The 24,744-nt window shown below is 72.8% G+C and carries 2 protein-coding genes and 1 pseudogene; all 3 read left to right on the forward strand.

Annotated features, from left to right (window positions below):
• Positions 1–13 precede the first annotated feature (13 nt).
• The 3 genes and pseudogenes from ACZ7LU_RS06095 (at position 14) to ACZ7LU_RS06105 (ending at position 24,700) form a co-directional block, all read left to right on the forward strand.
• On the forward strand, positions 14–12,442 hold the full coding sequence (locus ACZ7LU_RS06095; RefSeq protein ID WP_471915838.1) for an SDR family NAD(P)-dependent oxidoreductase: 12,429 nt from the start codon (positions 14–16) through the stop codon (positions 12,440–12,442).
• Between the two features lie 75 nt (positions 12,443–12,517).
• A pseudogene (locus ACZ7LU_RS06100) lies at positions 12,518–12,688 on the forward strand (hypothetical protein); the annotation flags it as partial.
• A 30-nt stretch (positions 12,689–12,718) separates the two neighbouring features.
• On the forward strand, positions 12,719–24,700 hold the full coding sequence (locus ACZ7LU_RS06105) for an SDR family NAD(P)-dependent oxidoreductase (RefSeq protein WP_471916489.1): 11,982 nt from the start codon (positions 12,719–12,721) through the stop codon (positions 24,698–24,700).
• Positions 24,701–24,744: the final 44 nt, after the last annotated feature.

Here is a 24,744-nt window from a genome sequence, read left to right on the forward strand (position 1 = left end):
AGCTGCAGCGCACATGGTGAGCGAAGAGAAACTGGTCGACTACCTCAAGCGTGTCTCCGCGGACCTGCACGCCACCCGGCAGCGGCTGCGCGAGGCGGAGGAGCGCGGCCAGGAACCCGTGGCCGTGGTGGAGGCCGCCTGCCGCTACCCCGGCGGCATCCGCACCCCCGAAGACCTGTGGGACCTGGTCGCTGCGGGGGGCAACGCCCTGGGCGCCTTCCCCGACAACCGCGGCTGGGACCTGCGACGCCTCTTCCACCCCGACCCCGACCACCCCGGGACGACCTACGCCCGCGAGGGCGGCTTCCTCCACGACGCCGACCTGTTCGACCCGGAGTTCTTCGGCATCAGCCCCCGCGAGGCCGCGGTCCTCGACCCGCAGCAGCGACTGCTCCTGGAGTGCGCCTGGGAAGCATTGGAGCGCGCGGGCATCGACCCGCGGTCCCTCCAGGGCAGCCGCACCGGCGTGTACGCGGGTGCCGCCCTGCCCGGCTTCGGCACCCCGCACATCGACCCCGCCGCCGAGGGCCACCTGGTCACCGGCAGCGCCCCGAGCGTCCTCTCGGGCCGGCTCGCCTACACCTTCGGCCTCGAAGGGCCCGCGGTGACGATCGACACCGCCTGCTCGTCGTCCCTCGTCGCCGTGCACCTGGCGGCCCACGCGCTGCGGCAGCGCGAGTGCGATCTGGCGCTCGCCGGCGGTGTCACCGTCATGACCACCCCGTACGTGTTCACCGAGTTCTCGCGCCAGCGCGGCCTGGCCGCCGACGGCCGGTGCAAGCCCTTCGCGGCCGCCGCGGACGGCACGGCCTTCTCCGAGGGCGCCGGACTCCTCGTACTGGAACGCCTCTCCGACGCCCGCCGGGCCGGCCACCGGGTGCTCGCCGTCATCCGCGGCTCGGCCGTCAACCAGGACGGCGCGAGCAACGGCCTCACCGCCCCGAACGGCCCCGCCCAGCAGCGCGTGATCCGGGCCGCCCTCGCCGGGGCGCGGCTCTCGCCCGCGGAGGTGGACGCGGTCGAGGCGCACGGCACCGGCACCCGGCTGGGCGACCCCATCGAGGCCGACGCGCTCCTCGCCACCTACGGTCAGGAGCGCCACGGGGGCCGACCGCTGTGGCTCGGCTCGGTGAAGTCCAACATCGGCCACACGCAGGGCGCGGCCGGTGCCGCGGGCCTGATCAAGATGGTCCAGGCGCTGCGGCACGAGACGCTGCCCGCCACGTTGTACGCCGACGAACCCACCCCGCACGCCGACTGGGAGTCGGGCGCGGTGCGCCTGCTCAGCGCGCCGGTCGCCTGGCCGCGCGGAGAGCACGGGGAGCACACCCGCAGGGCCGGCATCTCCTCCTTCGGCATCTCCGGCACGAACGCCCACCTCATCCTGGAGGAGGCGCCCGCGGCCGACGCCGAAGGAGCGGGCGGCGACGGCGATGGCGACGGGGGAGGGGCGCGGCCGGTGGTGCGGGTCGGCGCCACGGGCCCCCGCGAAGAGCAGGGCCAAGTGCAGGGCCGAGAGCAGGGTCAAGGACAGGGCCGAAAGCAGGGTCAAGGACCGGGCCAAGAGCAGCACCAACAGCAACGTCAGCAGCAGCGGTCGTCGATGATGCCGACGCCGCACCTCCCGTGGCTGCTGTCCGCCCGCAGCCCCGCCGCGCTCCGCGCCCAGGCCGACGCGCTGGCGAACCATGTCGCCCACGCGGACCACTCCATCGCCGACATCGGCGGCACGCTGTTGCGTCGCACCCTGTTCGAGCACCGGGCGGTCGTCCTCGGAGCCGACCGTGATGAGCGTGCCGCAGCGCTTGCCGCCCTCGCGGCGGGACGCGCACACCCCGCGCTGACCCGGGCCGCAGGGCCGGCGAGGAACGGCGGCACCGCCTTCCTGTTCACCGGCCAGGGAAGCCAACGCCCGGGCATGGGGCGTCAGTTGTACGACATCTTCGACGTCTTCGCCGAGTCGCTCGACGAGACCTGCGCCCGGCTCGACCCCCTGCTCGAACAGCCGCTGAAGCCCGTCCTGTTCGCCCCCGCCGACACCGCGCAGGCCGCCGTGCTGCACGGGACCGGCATGACACAGGCCGCGCTGTTCGCCCTCGAAGTCGCCCTGTACCGCCAGGTCACCTCCTTCGGGATCGCCCCCAGCCACCTGACCGGGCACTCCGTCGGCGAGATCGCCGCCGCTCATGTCGCCGGGGTGTTCTCCCTGGCGGACGCCTGCACGCTGGTCGCGGCCCGGGGTCGCCTCATGCAGGCCCTGCCCGCAGGTGGCGCCATGCTCGCCGTCCAGGCGGCCGAGGACGACGTACTGCCGCTGCTCGCCGGGCAGGAGGAACGTCTCTCCCTCGCCGCCGTCAACGGCCCCACCGCCGTCGTCGTGTCCGGCGAGGCCGCCGCCGTCGGGGAGGTGGAGAAGGCCCTGCGCGGGCGCGGACTGAAGACCAAGCGGCTCAACGTCAGCCATGCCTTCCACTCGCCGCTCATCGAGCCGATGCTCGACGACTTCCGCGAAGTGGCCCGCGGACTGACCTTCCACGCGCCGACGCTGCCCGTCGTCTCCAACCTCACCGGCCGCCTCGCCGACGCGGAGCTGATGGCCGACGCCGAGTACTGGGTGCGGCACGTACGCCGGCCGGTGCGGTTCCACGACGGGCTGCGCGCCCTCGGTGAGCAAGGCGTCGTGCGCTACCTGGAGTTGGGGCCCGACCCGGTCCTCGCCACCATGGTCCAGGACGGCCTCCCGGTCCCGGCGGAGGGAGAGGAGCCCGAGCCGGTCGTCGCCGCGGCGCTGCGCTCCAAGCACGACGAGGGACGCACCCTGCTGGGTGCCGTCGCCGCGCTCCACACCGACGGACAGCCGGCCGACCTCACCGCCCTCTTCCCCGCCGACGCCGGGCAAGTGCCGCTCCCCACCTACCGGTTCCAGCGCCGACGGTACTGGCGCGTCGCGCCCGACGCCGCCGCGCCGGCCCGCGCCGCCGGCCTCCAGGAGACCGGCCACCCGCTGCTGCCCGCCGTCATCCGGCAGGCCGACGGGGGCATCCTGCTCGCGGGACGCCTGTCCCTGCGTACGCATCCATGGCTCGCCGACCACACCATCGCGGGCGGCGTCCCGCTGCCCGCCACCGCCTTCGTCGAACTCGCCCTGCTCGCAGGGCGGCACGCCGACTGCGACACGATCGACGATCTGACGCTGGAGACGCCGCTGCTGCTCGACGACACCGGTACCGGTGTCGGGGCGGCTGTGGGTGCGGGCGCCGATGCCCTCGTCGATGCCATAGAAGTGCAGCTCGCCCTCGGTGCTCCCGACGGTTCCGGCCGCCGTACTCTCACCGTCCACTCCCGTCCTGCCGACGATGCGGCTGACGACGGCGACGCGGCCGACGCGGCCGATGCGGCAGGCCGGGGAGGCCCGGGCGGCTCGGGCGACCTGGGCGATCTGGGCGATCTGGGCGACGGCGGGGGCTCCCGCGGCTGGCGCCGTCACGCCACCGGCATCCTCAGCGCCGGCCCGGCCGCCGAACCGGCCGCCCCCGACGCCGCTCCCTGGCCGCCCGCCGACGCCACCGCCCTCGACGTCGACGCGCTGTACGCCCGGCTCGACGCGCAGGGCTACAGCTACGGGCCCGCCTTCCGGGCCGTGCACGCCGCATGGCGGCACGGCGACGACCTCTACGCCGATGTCCGCCTCGCCGACGAGCAGCGCGCTGAAGCCGACGCGTTCGCCCTCCACCCGGCCCTGCTCGACGCCGCCCTGCACGCCGTCGACGAGCTGTACCGCGGCAGTGAGGGGCGGGAGCAAGAGCGGGGGCAGGGTGGTCAGGAGCCGGAGCAGGGCCGTGGCGACGCGGACGCCCCGGTACGGCTGCCGTTCTCCTTCAGCGACATACGCCACCACGCCACCGGGGCCACACGGCTGCGGGTCCGTCTCAGCCCCCAGGGCGACGATCGGCTGCGGCTGTCCCTGACCGACAGCGAGGGCGGACAGGTCGCGACAGTCGACGCCCTCCAACTGCGGTTGATACCCGCCGACCGGTGGCGCGCGGCCCGCCCCACCACAGCCGCCCCCCTGTACCACCTGGACTGGCAAGAGCTGCCGTTGCCCGACCCGGCCGAGACGGACCCGGCCGCCCACTCCTGGGCTGTGCTCGGAGCGTACGACGCGGGCCTCGCTCCCGCCGCGCGCTACCCGGACCTGGCCGCCCTGAAAGCCGCCGTCGAGGCCGGCGAGCCCGTGCCGGACATCGTCTTCGCACCGTTCCCCGCGCAGGGGACGGAGACCGATGTCCCGGCTCAGGTGCGAGCCCACGCCCGGCACGCCCTGGAGCTGCTGCGCGACTGGCTCACCACGGACGCCCTCGCCGCCGCCCGCCTCGTCGTCCTCACGACCGGTGCGGTCACCACCCGCCCTGAGGACGGGCCCGCCGACCTGGCCACCGCGCCTGTATGGGGCCTGGTCCGAGCCGCCCAGGCCGAACAACCCGACCGTGTCGTCCTGGTGGACATCGACAAGGACACCGACGAGGAGACCGACCAGGCCACCGACGCGGGCACCGCATCGCGCCACGCTCTGCCCGCCGCCTTGGCCGCGGCGGTGGCCCAAGCCGAGACACAGCTCGCCCTGCGCGCGGGCACCGTGCTCGTGCCGCGCCTCGCCGTCGTCCCGCCCCGGACCGACACCCCAGCGCTGCACGCCGCCGCCCCGGAGAGCACCACGGACACTGTGGACTCCACGGGCATCGCGGGCGCCGCGGAATCCGGCGGCACCGTCCTGATCACCGGCGGAACCGGTGGCCTCGGGCAGGCTGTCGCCCGTCACCTCGCCGCCGCGCACGGCGCCCGGCACCTGCTCCTCGTCAGCCGCCGGGGCGAGGCCGCCGAGGGCGTCGCCGAGCTGCGCGCCGACCTCGCGGGCGACGGCGTCGACGTACGCGTCGCCGCCTGCGACATCACCGACCGCGACGCGCTGGCCGGGCTCCTCGCGGACATCCCCGCCGCGCACCCGCTCACCGCGGTCGTGCACACCGCGGGCGTCATCGACGACAGCCTCATCACGGCGATGACCCCCGAGCGGCTCGACGCCGTCCTCGCACCCAAGGCCGACGCGGCCTGGCACCTGCACGAACTCACCCGCGACAAGGACCTGTCGGCCTTCGTCCTCTTCTCCTCGGGCGCCTCCGTCCTCGGCAACGGCGGCCAGGCCAACTACGCGGCCGCCAACACCTTCCTCAACACCCTCGCCGAACACCGCCGCGCGGCCGGCCTCGCCGCCACCTCCGTGGCCTGGGGCCTGTGGGAGTCCGCGTCCGGCGGCATGGCCGCCCGGCTCGGCGACGCCGACCGCGCCCGCATCCACCGCACCGGCGTGGCGGGCCTGACCGACGAGCAGGCCCTGGCCCTCTTTGACGCGGCCCTGACCGCCGAGCACCCCACGGTCCTCGCCACCCGCTTCGACCGCGCCGTGCTGCGCGGCCAGGCCGCCGCCCGCACCCTGCAGCCCGCCCTGCGCGGCCTGGTACGCACTCTGCGACCCACCGCGTCCGCCGGGGCCACAGGGTCCGCAGCCACCGGGTCCGTCACGGACGAGACCGCGCCCTCCTCGTGGGCCGCCCGGCTCGCCCGGCTGTCGGCCGCCGACCGCGACCGCGCCCTGAACGAACTCATCCGCGAGCAGATCGCGACCGTCCTGGCGCACCCCTCACCCGACTCCATCGAACTGGGCCGCGCCTTCCAGGAGTTGGGCTTCGACTCGCTCACCGCCCTGGAGCTCCGCAACCGCCTCTCCACGGCCACCGGCATCCGGCTGCCCGCCACCCTCGTCTTCGACCACCCGAGCCCCACCGCCCTCGTACGCCATCTCCACAGCCACCTCCCCGACGAGGCGCAGCACACTTCCCCGACCACCCCCGGCGCCTCTGCGGAGGGCACCACCGCCACGGCCACCGGCATCGACGACGACCCGATCGCCATCGTCGGCATGGCGTGCCGCTACCCGGGCGGCGTGACATCGCCCGAGCAGCTGTGGCAGCTCGTGGCCACGGGCACCGACGCCATCGGCCCGTTCCCCGAGGACCGCGGCTGGGACACGGCCGGACTGTTCGATCCCGACCCCGACCAGGTCGGCCACAGCTACACCCGCGAAGGCGGCTTCCTCTACGACGCCGCCCGCTTCGACGCGGGCTTCTTCGGCATCAGCCCGCGCGAGGCCGCCGCCACCGACCCGCAGCAGCGCCTGCTCCTGGAAACCGCCTGGCAGGCGTTCGAACACGCGGGCATCGACCCCGCCGCCCTGCGCGGCACCCCGTGCGGCGTCATCACCGGAATCATGTACGACGACTACGGCTCCCGCTTCCTCGCGCGCAAACCGGACGGCTTCGAGGGCCGCATCATGACCGGCAGCACGCCGAGTGTGGCCTCCGGCCGGGTCGCGTACACCTTCGGCCTGGAGGGCCCCGCCATCACGGTGGACACCGCGTGCTCCTCCTCACTGGTCGCGATGCACCTGGCGGCGCAGGCACTGCGGCAGGGCGAGTGCGAACTGGCCCTGGCCGGAGGTGTGACCGTGATGGCCACCCCGAACACCTTCGTGGAGTTCTCCCGCCAGCGCGGCCTGGCCCCCGACGGCCGCTGCAAGCCGTTCGCCGCCGCGGCGGACGGCACCGGCTGGGGCGAGGGCGCCGGACTCGTCGTCCTGGAGCGCCTCTCCGACGCACGCCGCAAGGGACACCGCGTCCTCGCCCTGCTGCGCGGCTCGGCCGTGAACCAGGACGGCGCGAGCAACGGCATGACCGCCCCGAACGGCCCCTCCCAGGAACGGGTCATCCGCGCCGCCCTGGCCGGCGCGGGCCGCGGCCCCGAGGACATCGACGTGGTGGAGGCGCACGGCACCGGCACCACGCTCGGCGACCCGATCGAGGCGCAGGCCCTGCTCGCCACGTACGGGCAGGGGCGCACGGAGGACCGCCCGCTCTGGCTCGGCTCGGTGAAGTCGAACATCGGCCACACGCAGGCCGCCGCCGGTGTCGCGGGCGTCATCAAGATGGTCATGGCACTGCGCCACGAGCAACTGCCCACGACCCTGCACGCCGACGAGCCGACCCCCCACGTGGAATGGGACGGCGGCGGCGTACGCCTCCTGACCGAACCGGTCCCGTGGTCGCGCGGCGAGCGCACACGGCGCGCCGGGGTGTCGTCCTTCGGGATCTCCGGGACGAACGCGCACCTGATCCTGGAGGAGGCGCCGGAGGAGGACCTGCCCGAGCCCGTGGCGGCGGAGCCGGGTGGGGTGGTGCCGTGGATGGTGTCCGGGCGGACGCCGGAGGCGCTGCGTGAACAGGCGCGGCGGCTGTGCGAGTTCGTGGTCGGTGCCGGGGATGTGTCGGCAGCCGAGGTGGGCTGGTCGCTGGCCACGACGCGGTCGGTGTTCGAACACCGGGCCGTGGTGGCGGGCCGGGACCGGGACGACCTGGTTGCCGGGATGCAGGCACTGGCCGCAGGGGAGACGCCGACAGATGCCGTGTCCGGTGCGGCGGCTTCCTCCGGTGCGGGTCCGGTGTTGGTGTTCCCGGGGCAGGGGTCGCAGTGGGTGGGCATGGGTGCCCAGCTGCTTGACGAGTCTGCGGTGTTCGCGGCGCGGATCGCGGAGTGTGAGCGGGCCCTGTCGGCGCATGTGGACTGGTCGCTGAGTGCGGTGTTGCGCGGGGATGGGAGTGAGCTGTCCCGGGTCGAGGTCGTGCAGCCGGTGTTGTGGGCGGTGATGGTCTCGCTGGCTGCCGTCTGGGCCGACTATGGCGTCACTCCGGCTGCCGTCATTGGGCACTCGCAGGGTGAGATGGCTGCCGCGTGCGTCGCGGGGGCACTCTCGCTGGAGGATGCGGCACGCATCGTGGCCGTACGCAGTGACGCGCTTCGTCAGCTGCAAGGGCACGGCGACATGGCATCGCTCAGCACCGGTGCCGAGCAGGCTACTGAGTTGATCGGTGACCGGCCGGGTGTGGTCGTCGCGGCGGTCAACGGGCCGTCGTCTACGGTGATTTCGGGGCCGCCGGAGCATGTGGCAGCGGTCGTCGCCGATGCGGAGGCGCAGGGACTCAGGGCCCGTGTCATCGACGTCGGGTACGCCTCGCACGGCCCCCAGATCGACCAGCTCCGTGATCTCCTCACCGACCGGCTCGCCGATATCCAGCCGACCGCCACCGACGTGGCGTTCTACTCGACGGTCACCGCCGAGCGCCTGGCCGACACCACGGCCCTGGACACGGATTACTGGGTCACCAACCTCCGCCAGCCCGTCCGCTTCGCTGACACCATCGAAGCCCTTCTCGCGGACGGCTACCGCCTCTTCATCGAAGCCAGCGCACACCCGGTACTGGGCCTGGGCATGGAGGAGACCATCGAGCAGGCGGACATCCCTGCCACGGTCGTCCCCACCCTGCGCCGTGACCACGGCGACACCACCCAGGTCACCCGTTCCGCCGCCCACGCCTTCACCGCCGGCGCCCCCGTCGACTGGCGACGCTGGTTCCCGGCCGACCCCACCCCCCGCACCGTCGACCTCCCCACCTACGCCTTCCAGCACCAGCACTACTGGCTGGAGGAGTCCACCGGGCTCACCGGAGACGCCGCCGACCTCGGCATGGTGGCCGCCGGGCATCCGCTGCTCGGTGCCTGCGTGGAACTCGCGGAGAGTGACTCGTACTTGTTCACCGGGCGGCTCTCGCGCAAGGCTCCGTCCTGGCTGGCCGAACACGTGGTGGCGGGGACGGTTCTGGTGCCGGGTGCGGCGTTGGTGGAGTGGGTGTTGCGGGCCGGTGATGAGGCGGGGTGTCCGACGCTTGAGGAGTTGACGCTCCAGGCGCCGTTGGTGCTGCCCGAGTCGGGTGGGTTGCAGGTTCAGGTGGTCGTGGGTGCGGCCGATGAGCAGAGCGGCCGTCGTGACGTACATGTGTATTCGCGGTCGGAGCAGGATGCCTCGGCGGTGTGGGTGTGCCATGCCGTCGGTGTGGTGAGCTCCGAAACGCCAGAAGCAGCAGCCGAGTTGAGCGGGCAGTGGCCTCCCGCCGGGGCCGAAGCCGTGGATGTCGAGGACTTCTACGCGCGGGCCGCGGAGACCGGATACGCGTACGGTCCGGCGTTCCAGGGGCTGCGGGCGCTGTGGCGGCACGGGACGGAGCTGTTCGCCGAGGTGGTGCTGCCCGAACAGGCGGGTGCGCACGACGGTTTCGGCATCCACCCGGCGCTGCTGGACGCCGCCCTGCATCCGCTGATGCTCCTCGACCGGCCCGCGGACGGGCAGATGTGGCTGCCGTTCGCGTGGAGCGGGGTGTCGCTGAACGCGGACCGGGCGACCCACGTCCGTGTCCGGCTCTCCCCGCAGGGGGAGGCGGCCGAGCGTGACCTGCGGGTCGTCATCGCCGACGCGACCGGCGCGCCCGTCCTGACGGTCGACGCCCTGACCCTGCGCGCGGCCGATCCCGGCCGGCTGGGTGCGGCGGCCCGTGGCGGTGTCGACGGCCTCTACACCGTCGACTGGACCCCGCTGCCCCTGCCCCAGCCCCTTCCGCTGCCGCGGACGGATGCCGGGGGGAGTGCCGACTGGGTCATACTCTCGGACAACTCCAGTGCAGCTCTGGCTGATGCCGTGTCGTCCGCGACGGCGGCAGGTGGCGGAGCTCCGTGGGCGGTGCTCGCTCCCGTGGGTGGCGGCTCTGCCGATGACGGGTTGCCGGTGGTGCGGCGGACCCTCTCCCTCGTACAGGAGTTCCTGGCCACCCCGGAGCTGACCGAGTCCCGTCTCGTCATCGTGACGCGCGGCGCCGTGGCCACCGACGCCGATGGTGACGTCGCGGCGTCCGCGGCAGCGGTATGGGGCCTGGTCCGCAGCGCCCAGTCGGAGAATCCGGGCCGTTTCGTCCTGCTCGACGTCGAGGAGGAGCACCTTCGCCCGGACGGTCGGGAACTGCCGTACGCCGCCCTGCGCCACGCCGTCGAGGAGCTCGACGAGCCTCAACTTGCCCTCCGCAGCGGCGAATTCCTCGTACCTCGCATGACGCCCGCTGCCGCTCCCGAGGAGCTCGTCCCGCCGGTCGGTACGTCCGGCTGGCGCCTCGGCACCTCGGGTACGGCCACCCTGGAGAATCTGTCGGTGATCGACGCTCCCGAGGCGTTCGCGCCGCTGGAGCCCGGGCAGGTGCGGATCTCCGTGCGGGCGGCGGGCATGAACTTCCGTGACGTGCTGATCGCGTTGGGCATGTATCCCGACAAGGGCACGTTCGCGGGAAGCGAGGGCGCCGGACATGTGACGGAGGTGGGACCGGGCGTCACTCATCTGTCGGTCGGTGACCGGGTGATGGGTCTGTTCGAGGGCGCGTTCGCGCCGCTGGCCGTCGCGGACGCCCGGATGGTCGTCCCGATTCCGGAGGGCTGGAGCTTCCAGGAGGCCGCGGCGGTGCCCGTGGTGTTCCTGACGGCCTGGTACGGGCTCGTGGACCTCGGCCGCCTCCGGGCGGGCGAATCGCTGCTCATCCACGCGGGCACCGGCGGGGTGGGCATGGCCGCCACCCAGATCGCCCGCCACCTGGGCGCCGAGGTGTTCGCCACCGCGAGCCCCGCCAAGCACGGCGTGCTCGACGGCATGGGCATCGACGCGGCCCACCGCGCCTCCTCCCGTGACCTCGACTTCGAGGAGACCTTGCGGGCGGCGACGGGTGGGCGCGGCATGGACGTCGTACTCAACAGCCTGGCCGGGGAGTTCACCGACGCCTCGCTGCGGCTGCTCGCCGAGGGCGGGCGCATGGTGGACATGGGCAAGACCGACAAGCGCGACCCCGACCGGGTCGCCGCCGAGCACGCGGGCGCGTGGTACCGGGCCTTCGACCTCGTGCCGCACGCCGGACCCGACCGGATCGGGGAAATGCTGGCGGAGCTGGGCGAGTTGTTCGCCTCCGGTGTCCTGGCGCCGCTGCCCGTCCAGACCTGGCCGCTGGGCCGGGCGCGTGAGGCGTTCCGGTTCATGAGCCAGGCGAAGCACACCGGCAAGCTGGTGCTGGAGATCCCGCCCGCCCTCGATCCGGACGGCACAGTGCTCATCACCGGCGGGACCGGAGTCCTCGCCGCCGCGGTGGCCGAGCATCTGGTGAGGGAGTGGGGCGTACGACACCTGCTGCTGGCCGGGAGGCGCGGTCCCGAGGCGCCCGGGAGCGGTGAACTCGCCGCGAAACTGACCGAGTTGGGGGCCGAGGTGGCCTTCGTCGCGGCCGATGTCAGTGATCCGGACGCCGTGGCGGAGCTCGTCGGCAAGACCGATCCGGCGCACCCGCTGACCGGCGTGATCCACGCGGCCGGTGTGCTGGACGACGCCGTGGTCACCGCACAGACCCCGGAGAGCCTCGCGCGGGTGTGGGCGGCGAAGGCGACGGCCGCACACCTGCTGCACGAGGCGACCCGGGAGGCGCGCCTCGGTCTTTTCCTGGTGTTCTCCTCGGCGGCGGCGACACTCGGCAGCCCAGGTCAGGCCAACTACGCGGCGGCCAACGCCTATTGCGACGCCCTCGTCCGGCAACGGCGTGCCGAGGGCCTGGCCGGTCTCTCGATCGGCTGGGGTCTGTGGCAGACGGCGAGCGGCATGACCGGACACCTCGGCGAGACGGACCTGGCACGCATGAAGCGCACCGGGTTCACTCCGCTGACCACCGAAGGCGGCCTGGCCCTCCTCGACGCCGCCCGCGCCCACGGCCGCCCGCACGTGGTCGCGGTGGACCTCGACGCGCGCGCCGTCGCCGCGCAGCCCGCCCCGTCCCGGCCCGCGCTCCTGCGCGCCCTGGCCGCGGGTGCGACCCCGGGGGCCCGCACTGCCCGGCGCACCGCGGCCGCGGGCACCGTCGCCCCGGCGGACGGTCTCGCCGACCGGCTCGCCGGCCTGCCGCATCCCGAACGGCGCCGGCTGCTGCTCGACCTCGTACGCGGCAACGTCGCCGGCGTCCTCGGGCACAGCGACCACGACGCCGTCCGCCCGGACACGTCGTTCAAGGAGCTCGGCTTCGACTCCCTGACCGCCGTGGAACTGCGCAACCGGCTGGCCGCCGCCACCGGTCTGAAGCTGCCCGCGGCGCTCGTCTTCGACTACCCCGAGTCGGCCACCCTCGTCGACCACCTTTTGGAGCGTCTGTCGCCCGACGGCGCGCCGCCGCCCGTCAAGGACGCCGCGGACCCCGTTCTCAACGACCTCGGCAGGATCGAGTCCTCCCTGGACGCGCTCGCCCTCAACGCGGACGCGCGCAGCCGGGTCACGAGGCGTCTGAACACCCTGCTGTCGAAGCTGAACGGAGCCGCCACCGCCGGCTCCCCGGCGGGCGCGGCGGACGTCGCGGACCTGGACACGCTGGACGCGCTGGACGACGTGTCCGACGACGAGATGTTCGAGTTCATCGACCGAGAGCTGTGACCCCCCTGCCCGCCCCGTCCCCCTTCCTCGCCCCCACGTTCCCCGTGCCCTTCGCTGATGGAGAAGTGACGTTCGATGTCGAGTGCTGAAGAGTCGAGTCCTGATGTGTCCGGCACGGGTGTGTCCGGTACGGGAGAGTCCGCTACGGGTACGTCGAGTACGGCTGCATCGAGTACGGGTGCGTCGAGTGCGGGCGCGAGTACGGAAGCCAAGCTCCGGCAGTATCTGAAGCGGGTCACGGTGGACCTCGGCCAGGCCCGCCGGCGGCTGCGCGAGGTGGAGGAGCGGGCCCAGGAGCCGATCGCCATCGTCTCCATGGCGTGCCGCTTCCCCGGCGACACCCGCACGCCTGAGGCCCTGTGGGACCTGGTCGCCGAGGGCGGCGACGCCATCGACGACTTCCCCACCAATCGCGGCTGGGACCTGGAGAGCCTCTACCACCCCGACCCCGACCACCCCGGCACCAGCTATGTGCGACGCGGCGGGTTCCTGTACGACGCCCCCGCCTTCGACGCGTCGTTCTTCGGGATCAGCCCGCGCGAGGCCCTGGCCATGGACCCGCAGCAGCGGGTGCTCATGGAGACGGCCTGGCAGCTTCTGGAGCGGGCCGGCATCGACCCGGCGTCGCTGAAGCTGAGCGCCACCGGCGTCTACATCGGCGCGGGCGTGCTCGGGTTCGGCGGCGCGCAGCCCGACAAGACGGTGGAGGGCCACCTCCTGACCGGCAGCGCGCTGAGTGTCCTGTCCGGCCGTATCTCCTTCACGCTCGGCCTCGAGGGCCCGTCGGTCAGCGTCGACACGGCGTGCTCCTCCTCGCTGGTCTCCATGCACCTGGCGGCCCAGGCGCTGCGGCAGGGGGAGTGCGATCTCGCGCTGGCCGGCGGTGTCACCGTGATGTCGACGCCCGGCGCGTTCACCGAGTTCTCCCGCCAGGGCGCGCTGTCCCCCGACGGCCGCTCGAAGGCTTTCGCGGCCTCGGCCGACGGCACCGGTTTCTCGGAGGGCGCGGGACTGCTCCTCCTGGAGCGGCTCTCCGACGCGCGCCGCAACGGCCACAAGGTGCTCGCGGTGATCCGCGGCTCGGCCGTCAACCAGGACGGCGCGAGCAACGGTCTCACCGCCCCCAACGGCCCCTCCCAGGAACGCGTCATCCGCGCCGCCCTCGCCAACGCGGGCCTGGGCGCCGCCGAGGTCGACGCGGTCGAGGCGCACGGCACCGGCACGAAGCTCGGCGACCCCATCGAGGCCGGTGCGCTGCTCGCCACCTACGGCCGCGACAGGGACGAGGACCGGCCGCTGTGGCTGGGCTCGGTCAAGTCGAACATCGGGCACCCGCAGGGCGCAGCCGGCGTCGCGGGCGTCATCAAGATGGTGATGGCGCTGCAGCGCGAACTGCTCCCCGCCACCCTGTACGTCGACGAGCCCACCCCGCACGTCGACTGGTCCTCGGGCTCCGTCAGGCTCCTCACCGAACCGGTCCCGTGGACCCGCGGTGAGCGCCCGCGCCGCGCGGGCGTGTCCGCCTTCGGCATGTCCGGGACGAACGCCCACGTGATCCTGGAGGAGGCACCGCCCGAGGAGACACCGGCTGCGGAAACACCGGCGGAAGGGACAGGCACAGTCGTCCCGTGGGTCGTCTCCGGCCGGGGCGAGGAGGCGCTGCGGGCCCAGGCCGCACGGCTCGCCGAGCACGTGCGCGACGACGACCAGCGGCCGGCGTCGCCGCTGGAGGTGGGGTGGTCGCTCGCCACGACACGGTCGGTGTTCGAGAACCGGGCCGTCGTCGTCGGGGACGACCGCGACGCGCTCCTCGACGGCCTCCGGTCGCTGGCGGCAGGTGAGGCGTCGCCGGACGTGGTGTCCGGGGCGGTCGGCCCCACGGGGCCCGGGCCGGTCATGGTGTTCCCCGGCCAGGGCGGCCAGTGGGTGGGCATGGGGGCCCGGCTCCTCGACGAGTCCCCGGTGTTCGCGGCCCGGATCGCCGAGTGCGAGCAGGCCCTGTCGGCGTACGTGGACTGGTCCCTGACCGACGTGCTGCGCGGGGACGGGTCGGAGCTGGCCCGGATCGACGTCGTCCAGCCCGTGCTGTGGGCCGTCATGGTCGCGCTCGCCGCCGTCTGGGCGGACCAGGGCATCGAACCCGCCGCCGTCGTCGGCCACTCGCAGGGCGAGATAGCCGCGGCGTGCGTCGTGGGCGCCATCTCCCTGGACGAGGCGGCCCGCATCGTCGCCGTACGCAGTGTGCTGCTGCGGCAGCTGTCCGGACGCGGCGGCATGGCGTCCCTGGGGATGGGCCAGGAGCAGGCCGCCGACCTGATCGACGGACATCCGGGGGTGGTTGTCGCGGCCGTCAACGGGCCGTCGTCCACCGTCATCTCGGGCCCGCCCGAGGGCATCGCCGCCGTCGTCGCCGACGCCCAGGAGCGCGGCCTTCGCGCCAGGGCCGTCGCCTCCGACGTCGCGGGCCACGGCCCGCAGCTGGACGCGATCCTGGACCAGCTCACGGAGGGCCTGGCCGGTATCCGGCCCGCCGCCACCGACGTCGCGTTCTACTCCACCGTCACCGCCGGGCACCTCACCGACACCACCGAACTCGACACCGCGTACTGGGTGCGGAACGTGCGCCGGACGGTGCGTTTCGCCGACACGATCGACGCGCTGCTCGCGGACGGGTACCGCCTGTTCATCGAGGTGAGCCCCCACCCCGTCCTCAACCTCGCGCTGGAAGGCCTCATCGAACGGGCGGCCGTGCCCGCCACGGTCGTGCCCACCCTGCGCCGCGACCACGGCGACACCACCCAGCTCGCCCGCGCCGCGGCCCACGCCTTCGCCGCGGGCGCGGACGTCGACTGGCGGCGCTGGTTCCCGGCCGACCCCGCCCCCCGTACCGTCGACCTGCCCACCTACGCCTTCCAGCGCCAGGACTTCTGGCCTGCCCCCGCCGGCGGGCGGTCCGGCGACCCCGCCGGGCTCGGCCTCGCCGCCTCCGGACACCCGCTCCTGGGCGCCTCCGTCGGCCTCGCGAGCGGGGACGTACACCTGCTGAGCGGGCGGGTGTCCCGGCAGTCCGCCGCCTGGCTGGACGACCACGTCGTGGCGGGCCAGGCCCTGGTGCCCGGCGCGGCGCAGGTGGAGTGGGTGCTGCGGGCCGGCGACGACGCGGGCTGCTCCGCCCTGGAGGAGCTGACGCTCCAGACGCCGCTCGTGCTGCCCGACACCGGCGGCCTGCGGATCCAGGTCGTCGTCGAAGCGGCCGACGCACACGGCCGGCGCGACGTCCGGCTGTTCTCCCGCCCCGATGACGACGACGCCTTCGCGTCGACGCACCCCTGGACCTGCCACGCCACGGGCGTGCTCGCCCCCGCCCCGACGGACGGCACCAACGAAACGCGGGACGCCGCCGACACCCTGGACGGCGCATGGCCCCCGGCCGACGCCGAACCCGTCCCCGCCGACGACCTCTACGCGCAGGCCGACCGCACCGGATACGGCTACGGCCCCGCCTTCCGGGGCGTACGGGCGCTGTGGCGCCACGGCAAGGACGTCCTGGCCGAGGTGACGCTGCCCAAGGAGGCCGGCGACCCGGACGGCTTCGGCATCCACCCGGCCCTCCTCGACGCCGTCCTGCAACCCGCCGCACTGCTGCTGCCCCCGACCGACGCCGAACAGGTCTGGCTGCCGTTCGCCTGGAACGACGTGGCGCTGCACGCCGTACGGGCCACCACGGTCCGGGTGCGCCTCACCCCGCTCGGCGAGCGGATCGACCAAGGGCTGCGCATCACCGTGGCCGACGCCGTGGGCGCGCCCGTGCTCACCGTCCGCGACCTGCGCTCGCGCCCGACCGACACCGGCCGCCTCGCCGCGGCCGCGGCCCGCGACCGGCACGGACTGTTCGACCTGGAGTGGATCACGCCGGAGAACGCGGCGGACAACGCGGCGGGTCCGGCCCGGGACGCGTCCGAAGGGTGGGTGACACTCGGCGAGGACGCCGCGAGCCTCGCGGACCTGCTGGCGTCCGTCGAGGCCGGCGCTCCGGCGCCGCAGCTCGTGGCCGCCCCCGTCGAACCCGACCGGACCGACGACGGCCTGGCACTCGCCACCCACGTCCTCGACCTCGTACAGACCTGGCTCGCCTCGCCCCTGCACGACTCCCGCCTGGTCCTGGTGACGCGAGGGGCAGTGACGGATGCGGATGCGGATGTGGATGTGGCTGCCGCGGCCGTTTGGGGTCTGGTACGCAGCGCCCAGTCGGAGCACCCCGGCCGCTTCACGCTGATCGACCTCGGCCCCGACGACACGCTTGCCGCAGCCATGCAGGCGGCGCACCTGGAAGAGCCTCAACTGGCGGTGCACGGCGGCGAGATACGAGTGCCGCGACTGGTCCGCGCCACGACCGACCCGACCGCCCCGAACGGGACACCGGAGGCCGACCGGACGGCGGACCCGTCCGAAGGACTCCACCGGAACGGTACGGTTCTCATCACCGGCGGCACCGGCGTACTCGGCCGACTGGTGGCCGAACACCTGGTCACGGAGTGGGGCGTACGCCACCTGCTGCTCGCTAGCCGACGCGGCGACCAGGCGCCGGGCAGCGCCGAACTCCGCGCCCGCCTGAGCGAATTGGGAGCATCGGTCGAGATCGCCCCGGCCGATGTCGGCGACGCGGAAGCGGTCGCCGCACTGATCGCGTCGGTCGACCCGGCCCACCCGCTCACCGGCGTGATCCACGCGGCCGGTGTCCTGGACGACGCCGTGATCACCGCCCAGACCCCCGAGAGCCTCGCGCGGGTGTGGGCGACGAAGGCGACGGCGGCACGCCACCTGCACGAGGCGACACGGGAGACACCCCTCGACTTCTTCGTGGTGTTCTCCTCGGCGGCCGCCTCACTCGGCAGCCCCGGCCAGGCCAACTACGCGTCGGCCAACGCCTATTGCGACGCCCTCGTCCAGCACCGCCGCGCCCAAGGGCTCGCGGGCCTCTCGATCGCCTGGGGCCTGTGGCAGGCGACCAGCGGCATGACCGGGCAGCTGAGCGAGACCGACCTGGCGCGCATGAAGCGCACCGGGTTCGCCGCGCTGACCGACGAGGGCGGCCTGGCCCTGCTCGACGCCGCCCGCGCCCACGACCGGGCCTATGTGGTCGCGGCCGACCTCGACCCGCGCGCCGTGACCGACGGCCTGTCCCCGCTCCTGCGCGCCCTCACGGCGCCCGCCACGCGGCGGCGCGTGGCCTCCGAAGGCCTCGCCGACGGGGCGCTCGCGACCCGCCTGGCCGGCCTCGACGCGGACGGCCGCCTGCGGCTCCTCACCGATGTCGTACGCGAGTACGTCGCGGCCGTCCTCGGCCACGGTTCCGCCGCCCGGGTGGGCGTCGACATCGCCTTCAAGGACCTGGGCTTCGACTCGCTGACAGCGGTGGAGCTGCGCAACCGGCTGTCGGCCGCCTGCGACGTGCGGCTGCCCGCCACACTGATCTTCGACCACCCCACCCCGCAGGCACTCGCCACCCACCTGGTGGACCGCTTGGCGGGCAGCACGACGGCGACCACGACGGCGCCGGCAGCCGCCCACGTCGCCGCAGGGGCCGACGTCGAGGCAGACACCGACGACCCGGTCGCCATCGTCGCCATGACGTGCCGGTTCCCGGGCGGCGTCGCGTCCCCGGACGACCTGTGGGACCTGCTCGACGCGCGCAAGGACGCGATGGGCGCCTTCCCCGCCGACCGCGGCTGGGACCTGGAACGCCTCTTCCACCCCGACCCGGACCACCCCGGCACCAGCTACACCGACCAGGGCGGATTCCTCCCCGACGCGGGTGATTTCGATGCGGCGTTCTTCGGGATCAATCCGCGGGAGGCGCTGGCGATGGATCCGCAGCAGCGGCTGTTGCTGGAGGCGTCGTGGGAGGTGCTGGAGCGTGCGGGTATCGACCCGACGACGCTCAAGGGCACCCCGACCGGCACCTACGTGGGCCTCATGTACCACGACTACGCCAAGTCCTTCCCCACGGCTGACGCCCAGTTGGAGGGCTACTCCTACCTGGCGAGCACCGGCAGCATGGTCTCCGGCCGCGTCGCCTACACCCTGGGCCTCGAAGGTCCGGCGGTGACGGTCGACACCGCGTGCTCCTCCTCCCTGGTCTCCATCCACCTGGCCGCGCAAGCACTCCGGCACGGCGAGTGCGACCTCGCCCTCGCGGGCGGCGTGACCGTCATGGCCGACCCGGACATGTTCGCGGGCTTCTCGCGCCAGCGCGGCCTCTCACCTGACGGCCGCTGCAAGGCCTACGCCGCCGCGGCCGACGGAGTCGGATTCTCCGAGGGAGTAGGCGTATTGCTCCTTGAGCGGTTGTCGGATGCGCGGCGTCATGGGCGTCGGGTGTTGGGTGTGGTGCGGGGTTCGGCGGTGAATCAGGACGGTGCGAGTAATGGGTTGACGGCGCCGAATGGTCCGTCGCAGGAGCGGGTGATTCGTCAGGCGTTGGCCAGTGGTGGGTTGTCGTCGGTGGATGTGGATGTGGTGGAGGGGCATGGGACGGGGACCACGTTGGGTGATCCGATCGAGGCGCAGGCTTTGCTGGCCACGTATGGGCAGGGGCGTCCGGAGGACCGTCCGTTGTGGCTCGGGTCGGTGAAGTCGAATATTGGTCATACGCAGGCGGCTGCGGGTGTTGCGGGTGTCATCAAGATGGTGATGGCGATGCGGCATGGTGTGGTGCCGGCGAGTTTGCATGTGGATGTGCCGTCGCCGCATGTGGAGTGGGATTCGGGTGCGGTGCGGTTGGCGGTTGAGTCGGTGCCGTGGCCGCAGGTGGGGGGTCGTCCGCGTCGGGCGGGTGTGTCGTCGTTCGGTGCTTCGGGGACGAATGCGCACGTGATCGTGGAGTCTGTTCCCGATGGGCTGGGGGAGGACTCGGTATCGGTCGGCGGTGAGGCCCCCGAGACTGAGACTGAGACTGACGGGCGCTTGGTGCCGTGGGTGGTATCGGCCCGCAGCCCGCAGGCCCTGCGTGACCAGGCACTACGCCTGCGTGACTTTGCCAGTGACGCGTCGTTCCGCGCGCCGCTCGCCGACGTGGGCTGGTCGCTGCTGAAGACGCGTGCGCTGCATGAGCATCGCGCCGTTGTGGTGGGCGCGGAGCGGGCAGAGCTGATCGCCGCTCTGGAGGCGCTGGCGACGGGTGAGCCGCATGCGGCGCTGGTCGGCCCGGCCTGCTCGCAGGCTCGGGCGGGTGGCGATGACGTGGTGTGGCTGTTCAGTGGTCAGGGCAGCCAGTTGGTCGGTATGGGTGCTGGTCTGTATGAGCGGTTCCCGGTGTTCGCGGCTGCGTTTGATGAGGTGTGCGGCCTGTTGGAGGGGGAGCTGGGGATCGGTTCGGGTGGGTTGCGGGAGGTGGTGTTCCGTGGCCCGAAGGAGCGGTTGGATCACACTATGTGGGCGCAGGCGGGGTTGTTTGCGCTGCAGGTGGGGTTGGCCCGGTTGTGGGAGTCGGTCGGGGTGCGGCCGGATGTGGTGCTCGGGCATTCGATCGGTGAGATCGCGGCCGCGCATGTGGCGGGGGTTTTTGATCTGGCGGATGCGTGTCGGGTGGTGGGTGCGCGGGCGCGTTTGATGGGTGGGTTGCCTGAGGGTGGGGCGATGTGTGCGGTGCAGGCCACGCCCGCCGAACTGGCCGCGGATGTGGACGGCTCGGGTGTGAGTGTGGCGGCAGTCAACACCCCTGACTCGACGGTGATTTCGGGTCCGTCGGATGAGGTGGATCGCATTGCTGGGGCGTGGCGGGAGCGTGGGCGTAAGACGAAGGCGCTGAGCGTCAGTCATGCCTTCCACTCGGCGTTGATGGAGCCGATGCTCGGGGAGTTCACCGAGGCGATACGAGGGGTCAAGTTCAGGCAGCCGTCGATCCCGCTCATGAGCAATGTCTCCGGAGAGCGGGCCGGCGAGGAGGTCACGGATCCGGAGTACTGGGCGAGGCATGTGCGTAATGCGGTGCTCTTCCAGCCCGCCATTGCCCAAGTAGCGGATTCGGCAGGCGTGTTTGTGGAGCTCGGCCCCGCACCTGTGCTGATCACTGCCGCCCAGCACACCCTGGACGAGTCGGACAGCCAGGAGTCGGTGCTGGTCGCGTCTCTCGCCGGTGAGCGTCCTGAGGAGTCGGCGTTTGTGGAGGCGATGGCTCGTCTGCATGCCGCTGGTGTTGCTGTGGACTGGTCGGTGTTGTTCGCGGGTGGTCCTGTGCCTGGGCTGGTGGAGTTGCCGACGTATGCGTTCCAGCGGGAGCGGTTTTGGTTGAGTGGCCGTTCCGGTGGTGGGGATGCGGCGACTTTGGGGTTGGTGGCGGCGGGGCATCCGTTGTTGGGTGCGGCGGTGGAGTTCGCGGATCGGGGTGGGTGTCTGCTGACCGGTCGGCTGTCGCGGTCTGGGGTGTCGTGGCTTGATGATCATGTGGTGGCGGGTGCGGTTCTGGTGCCGGGTGCTGCGTTGGTGGAGTGGGCGTTGCGGGCCGGTGATGAGGTCGGTTGTGTGACGGTGGAGGAGTTGATGTTGCAGGCGCCTTTGGTGGTGCCTGAGGCGTCGGGTCTGCGGGTTCAGGTGGTGGTCGAGGAGGCGGGTGAGGACGGGCGGCGCGGTGTCCAGATCTACAGCCGGCCTGACGCGGACCCCGTGGGCGGCGACGACTCGTGGATCTGCCACGCGACCGGCGTACTGTCCCCCGAAAGCGCCCGTCTGGACGAGGAGTTGGGTGGCGTCTGGCCGCCGGCCGGTGCCGAACCGCTGGATGTCGACGGCTTCTACGCGCAGGCCGGCGAGGCCGGGTACGGATACGGTCCGGCGTTCCAGGGACTGCGTGCCGTGTGGCGGCACGGCCAGGACCTGCTGGCCGAGGTCGTCCTGCCCGAAGCCGCCGGCGCCCACGACGGCTACGGCATCCACCCCGCCCTCCTCGACGCCACCCTCCATCCGCTCCTCGCCGCCCGCTTCATGGACGGTTCCGAGGACGAGCAGCTCTACGTACCGTTCGGGTGGGCCGGAGTGTCTCTGCGGGCGGTCGGAGCCACGACTGTGCGCGTTCGCCTCCGTCCGGTCGGGGAGAGCGTCGACCAAGGGCTGAGCGTGACAGTCACCGATGCGACCGGCGGTCCCGTTCTGAGCGTCGACTCCCTCCAGACCCGCCCCGTGAAGCCGAGCCAATTGGCTGCCGCCCAACAGCGTGACGTACGGGGTCTGTTCACTGTGGAGTGGACGCCGCTGCCGCAGACGGATGCCGACGGGGATGCCGACTGGGTTGTGCTCTCGGACGGTATCGGTCGTCTGGCTGATGTGGTGTCGGCGGCGGGTGGTGAAGCGCCGTGGGCAGTGGTCGCTCCTGTCGATGCGTCTGTGGGCGACGGTCGTGAGGGGCTTGACGGTCGGCTGGTCGTGGAGCGGGTGCTGTCACTCGTACAGGAGTTCCTGGCCGCGCCGGAGCTGGCCGAGTCCCGGCTCCTCTTGGTCACGCGTGGCGCGGTAGCCACCGGCGTCGACGGCGACGGTGACGTGGACGCGTCCGCCGCAGCCGTATGGGGCCTGGTCCGCAGTGCTCAGTCCGAGAATCCGGGCCGCTTCATCCTGCTCGACGTGGACGTGGACGTGGACGTGGATGGCGACGGCACTGGCGGCGATCTGGACCCGGACCTGAACGGCCGGCATCTGCCCCACGCCACCCTGCGTCACGCCGCCGAGGAACTCGACGAGCCCCAACTCGCCCTGCGGGAAGGGACGCTCTACGTCCCCCGACTGACCCAGGCGCGCCAGTCCACCGAACTCGTCGCGCCTCCCGGTGAACCGGCGTGGCGCCTGCGGATGGTGCACGACGGCTCGCTGGACGCCCTGGCGGCAGTGGCCTGCCCGGAGGTCCTGGAGCCCTTGGCGCCGGGGCAGGTGCGTATCGCCGTACACGCTGCGGGCATCAACTTCCGCGACGTACTGGTGGCCTTGGGCATGGTCCCCGCGTACGGGGCCATGGGCGGCGAAGGTGCCGGTGTCGTGACGGAGGTCGGTCCCGAGGTCACCCATGTCTCGGTGGGCGACCGCGTGATGGGCGTGTTCGAGGGCGCGTTCGGCCCTGTGGTGATCGCCGAGGCGCGGATGGTCACACCTGTCCCGCAGGGCTGGGACATGAGGGAGGCGGCCGGTATTCCGGCGGCGTTCCTGACGGCTTGGTACGGGTTGGTGGAGCTGGCCAATCTGAAGGCCGGTGAGCGTGTGCTGATCCATGCTGCGACGGGTGGTGTGGGGATGGCGGCGGTGCAGATCGCCCGGCATGTGGGTGCCGAGGTGTTCGCCACCGCGAGTCCGGGCAAGCACGCCGTGCTGGAGGAGATGGGCGTCGACGCCGCCCACCGGGCCTCCTCCCGGGACCTCGCCTTCGAGGACACGTTCAGGGAGGCAACGGGCGGCCGCGGCATGGACGTCGTCCTCAACAGCCTTGCCGGCGAGTTCATCGACGCCTCTCTGCGGTTGCTCGGCGACGGCGGCCGGTTCCTGGAGATGGGCAAGACCGATGTGCGGTCCGCCGAAGAGGTGGCTGCGGAGCACGCGGACGTCTCGTACACGGCGTACGACCTCGTCGGTGATGCCGGACCCGACCGCATCAGCAACATGCTGGACAAGCTCGTCGAATTGTTCGCCTCAGAACGGCTTAAGCCGCTGCCGGTACGTTCCTGGCCGCTGGACAAGGCGCAGGAGGCGTTCCGGTTCATGAGTCAGGCCAAGCACACCGGCAAGCTGGTGCTGGAGGTCCCGCCTGCCCTCGACCCCGAGGGCACGGTTCTGGTCACCGGGGGCACCGGTGCGCTGGGGCAGGTCGTGGCCGAGCATCTGGTACGGGAGTGGGGCGTACGGCACCTGCTGCTGGCCAGCCGTCGCGGTCCGGAGGCGCCGGGCAGCGACGAACTGGCCGCGAAGCTTACCGGGTTGGGTGCCGAGGTCACCCTTGTCGCGGCCGATGTCAGCGACCCGGCCTCGATGGTGGAGCTGGTCGGCAAGACGGATCCCTCGCACCCGTTGACGGGTGTCGTGCATGCGGCGGGCGTGCTGGAGGACGGTGTCGTGACCGCGCAGACGCCGGAGGGGCTGGCGCGGGTGTGGGCGGCCAAGGCCACTGCGGCGGCGAATCTCCATGAGGCGACCCGGGGGATGCGTCTCGGTCTGTTCGTGGTGTTCTCCTCGGCGGCCGCCACGCTCGGCAGTCCGGGCCAGGCCAACTACGCGGCTGCGAACGCCTATTGCGACGCGCTGATGCAGCGCCGACGGGCGGCGGGCCAGGTCGGCCTGTCGGTCGGCTGGGGCCTCTGGGAGGCACCGGACGCCAAGCCGGGAGTTGCCGCCGACGCCAAGGCGAGTGCTCTATCCGACGGCACGAACGGCAGCGCTCCCCAGGGCACGAACGGCACCGCCCTCCAGGGCGAGACCGGCACCGCCCCCCAGGGCATGACCGGCGGACTCACCGACACCGACGTAGCCCGCATGGCACGCATCGGCGTCAAGGGCATGAGCAACGCACACGGTCTCGCCCTGTTCGACGCCGCGCACCGCCACGGCCGCCCCCACCTGGTGGGATTCAACCTCGACCTGCGCACCCTGGCCACGCACCCCCTGCACACCCGGCTCGCCCTCCTGCGCGGCCTGGCCGCCCCCACCGCCGGCGGGGCGAGCAGGCCGACCGCGACGGCGGGCGGACAGCCCGCCGACCTGGCTGGCCGGCTGGCCGCGCTGTCGCCGTCGGACCGGCACCACACGCTGGTGCGGCTCATCAGGGAACAGGCCGCCACCGTGCTCGGGCACCACCCGGACAGTCTCACCACGGGCAGCACCTTCAAGGAACTCGGATTCGACTCCCTGACCGCGGTCGAACTGCGCAACAGGCTGTCCGCCGCCACCGGTCTCCGGCTCCCCGCCGGCCTGGTCTTCGACCACCCGGACGCCGACATCCTGGCCGAACACCTCGGCGCGCAACTCGCCCCCGACGGGGACACCCCCGCCGGTGCGGAAGCCACCGACCCGGTCCTCCGCGACCTGGCGAAACTCGAGAACGCCCTCTCCTCCACCCTCGTCGAGCACCTCGACGCCGACGCGGTCACGGCCCGACTGGAAGCACTCCTGTCGAACTGGAAGGCGGCGAGCGCGGCGCCCGGCTCGGGCAGCACGAAGGAGCAGCTGCAGGTTGCCACGACCGACCAGGTACTCGACTTCATCGACAAAGAACTGGGTGTGTGAAACGACCGTGCACGGCGCGACAACCACGCTGAAGGCTGGGTGAA

The organism is Streptomyces sp. NPDC039462 (assembly GCF_055639375.1).

What these genes read in the sequence shown, in the direction of transcription:
- ACZ7LU_RS06095 (WP_471915838.1), top strand. Translation starts at nt 14, where the DNA reads ATGGTGAGCGAAGAGAAACTGGTCGACTACCTCAAGCGTGTCTCCGCG.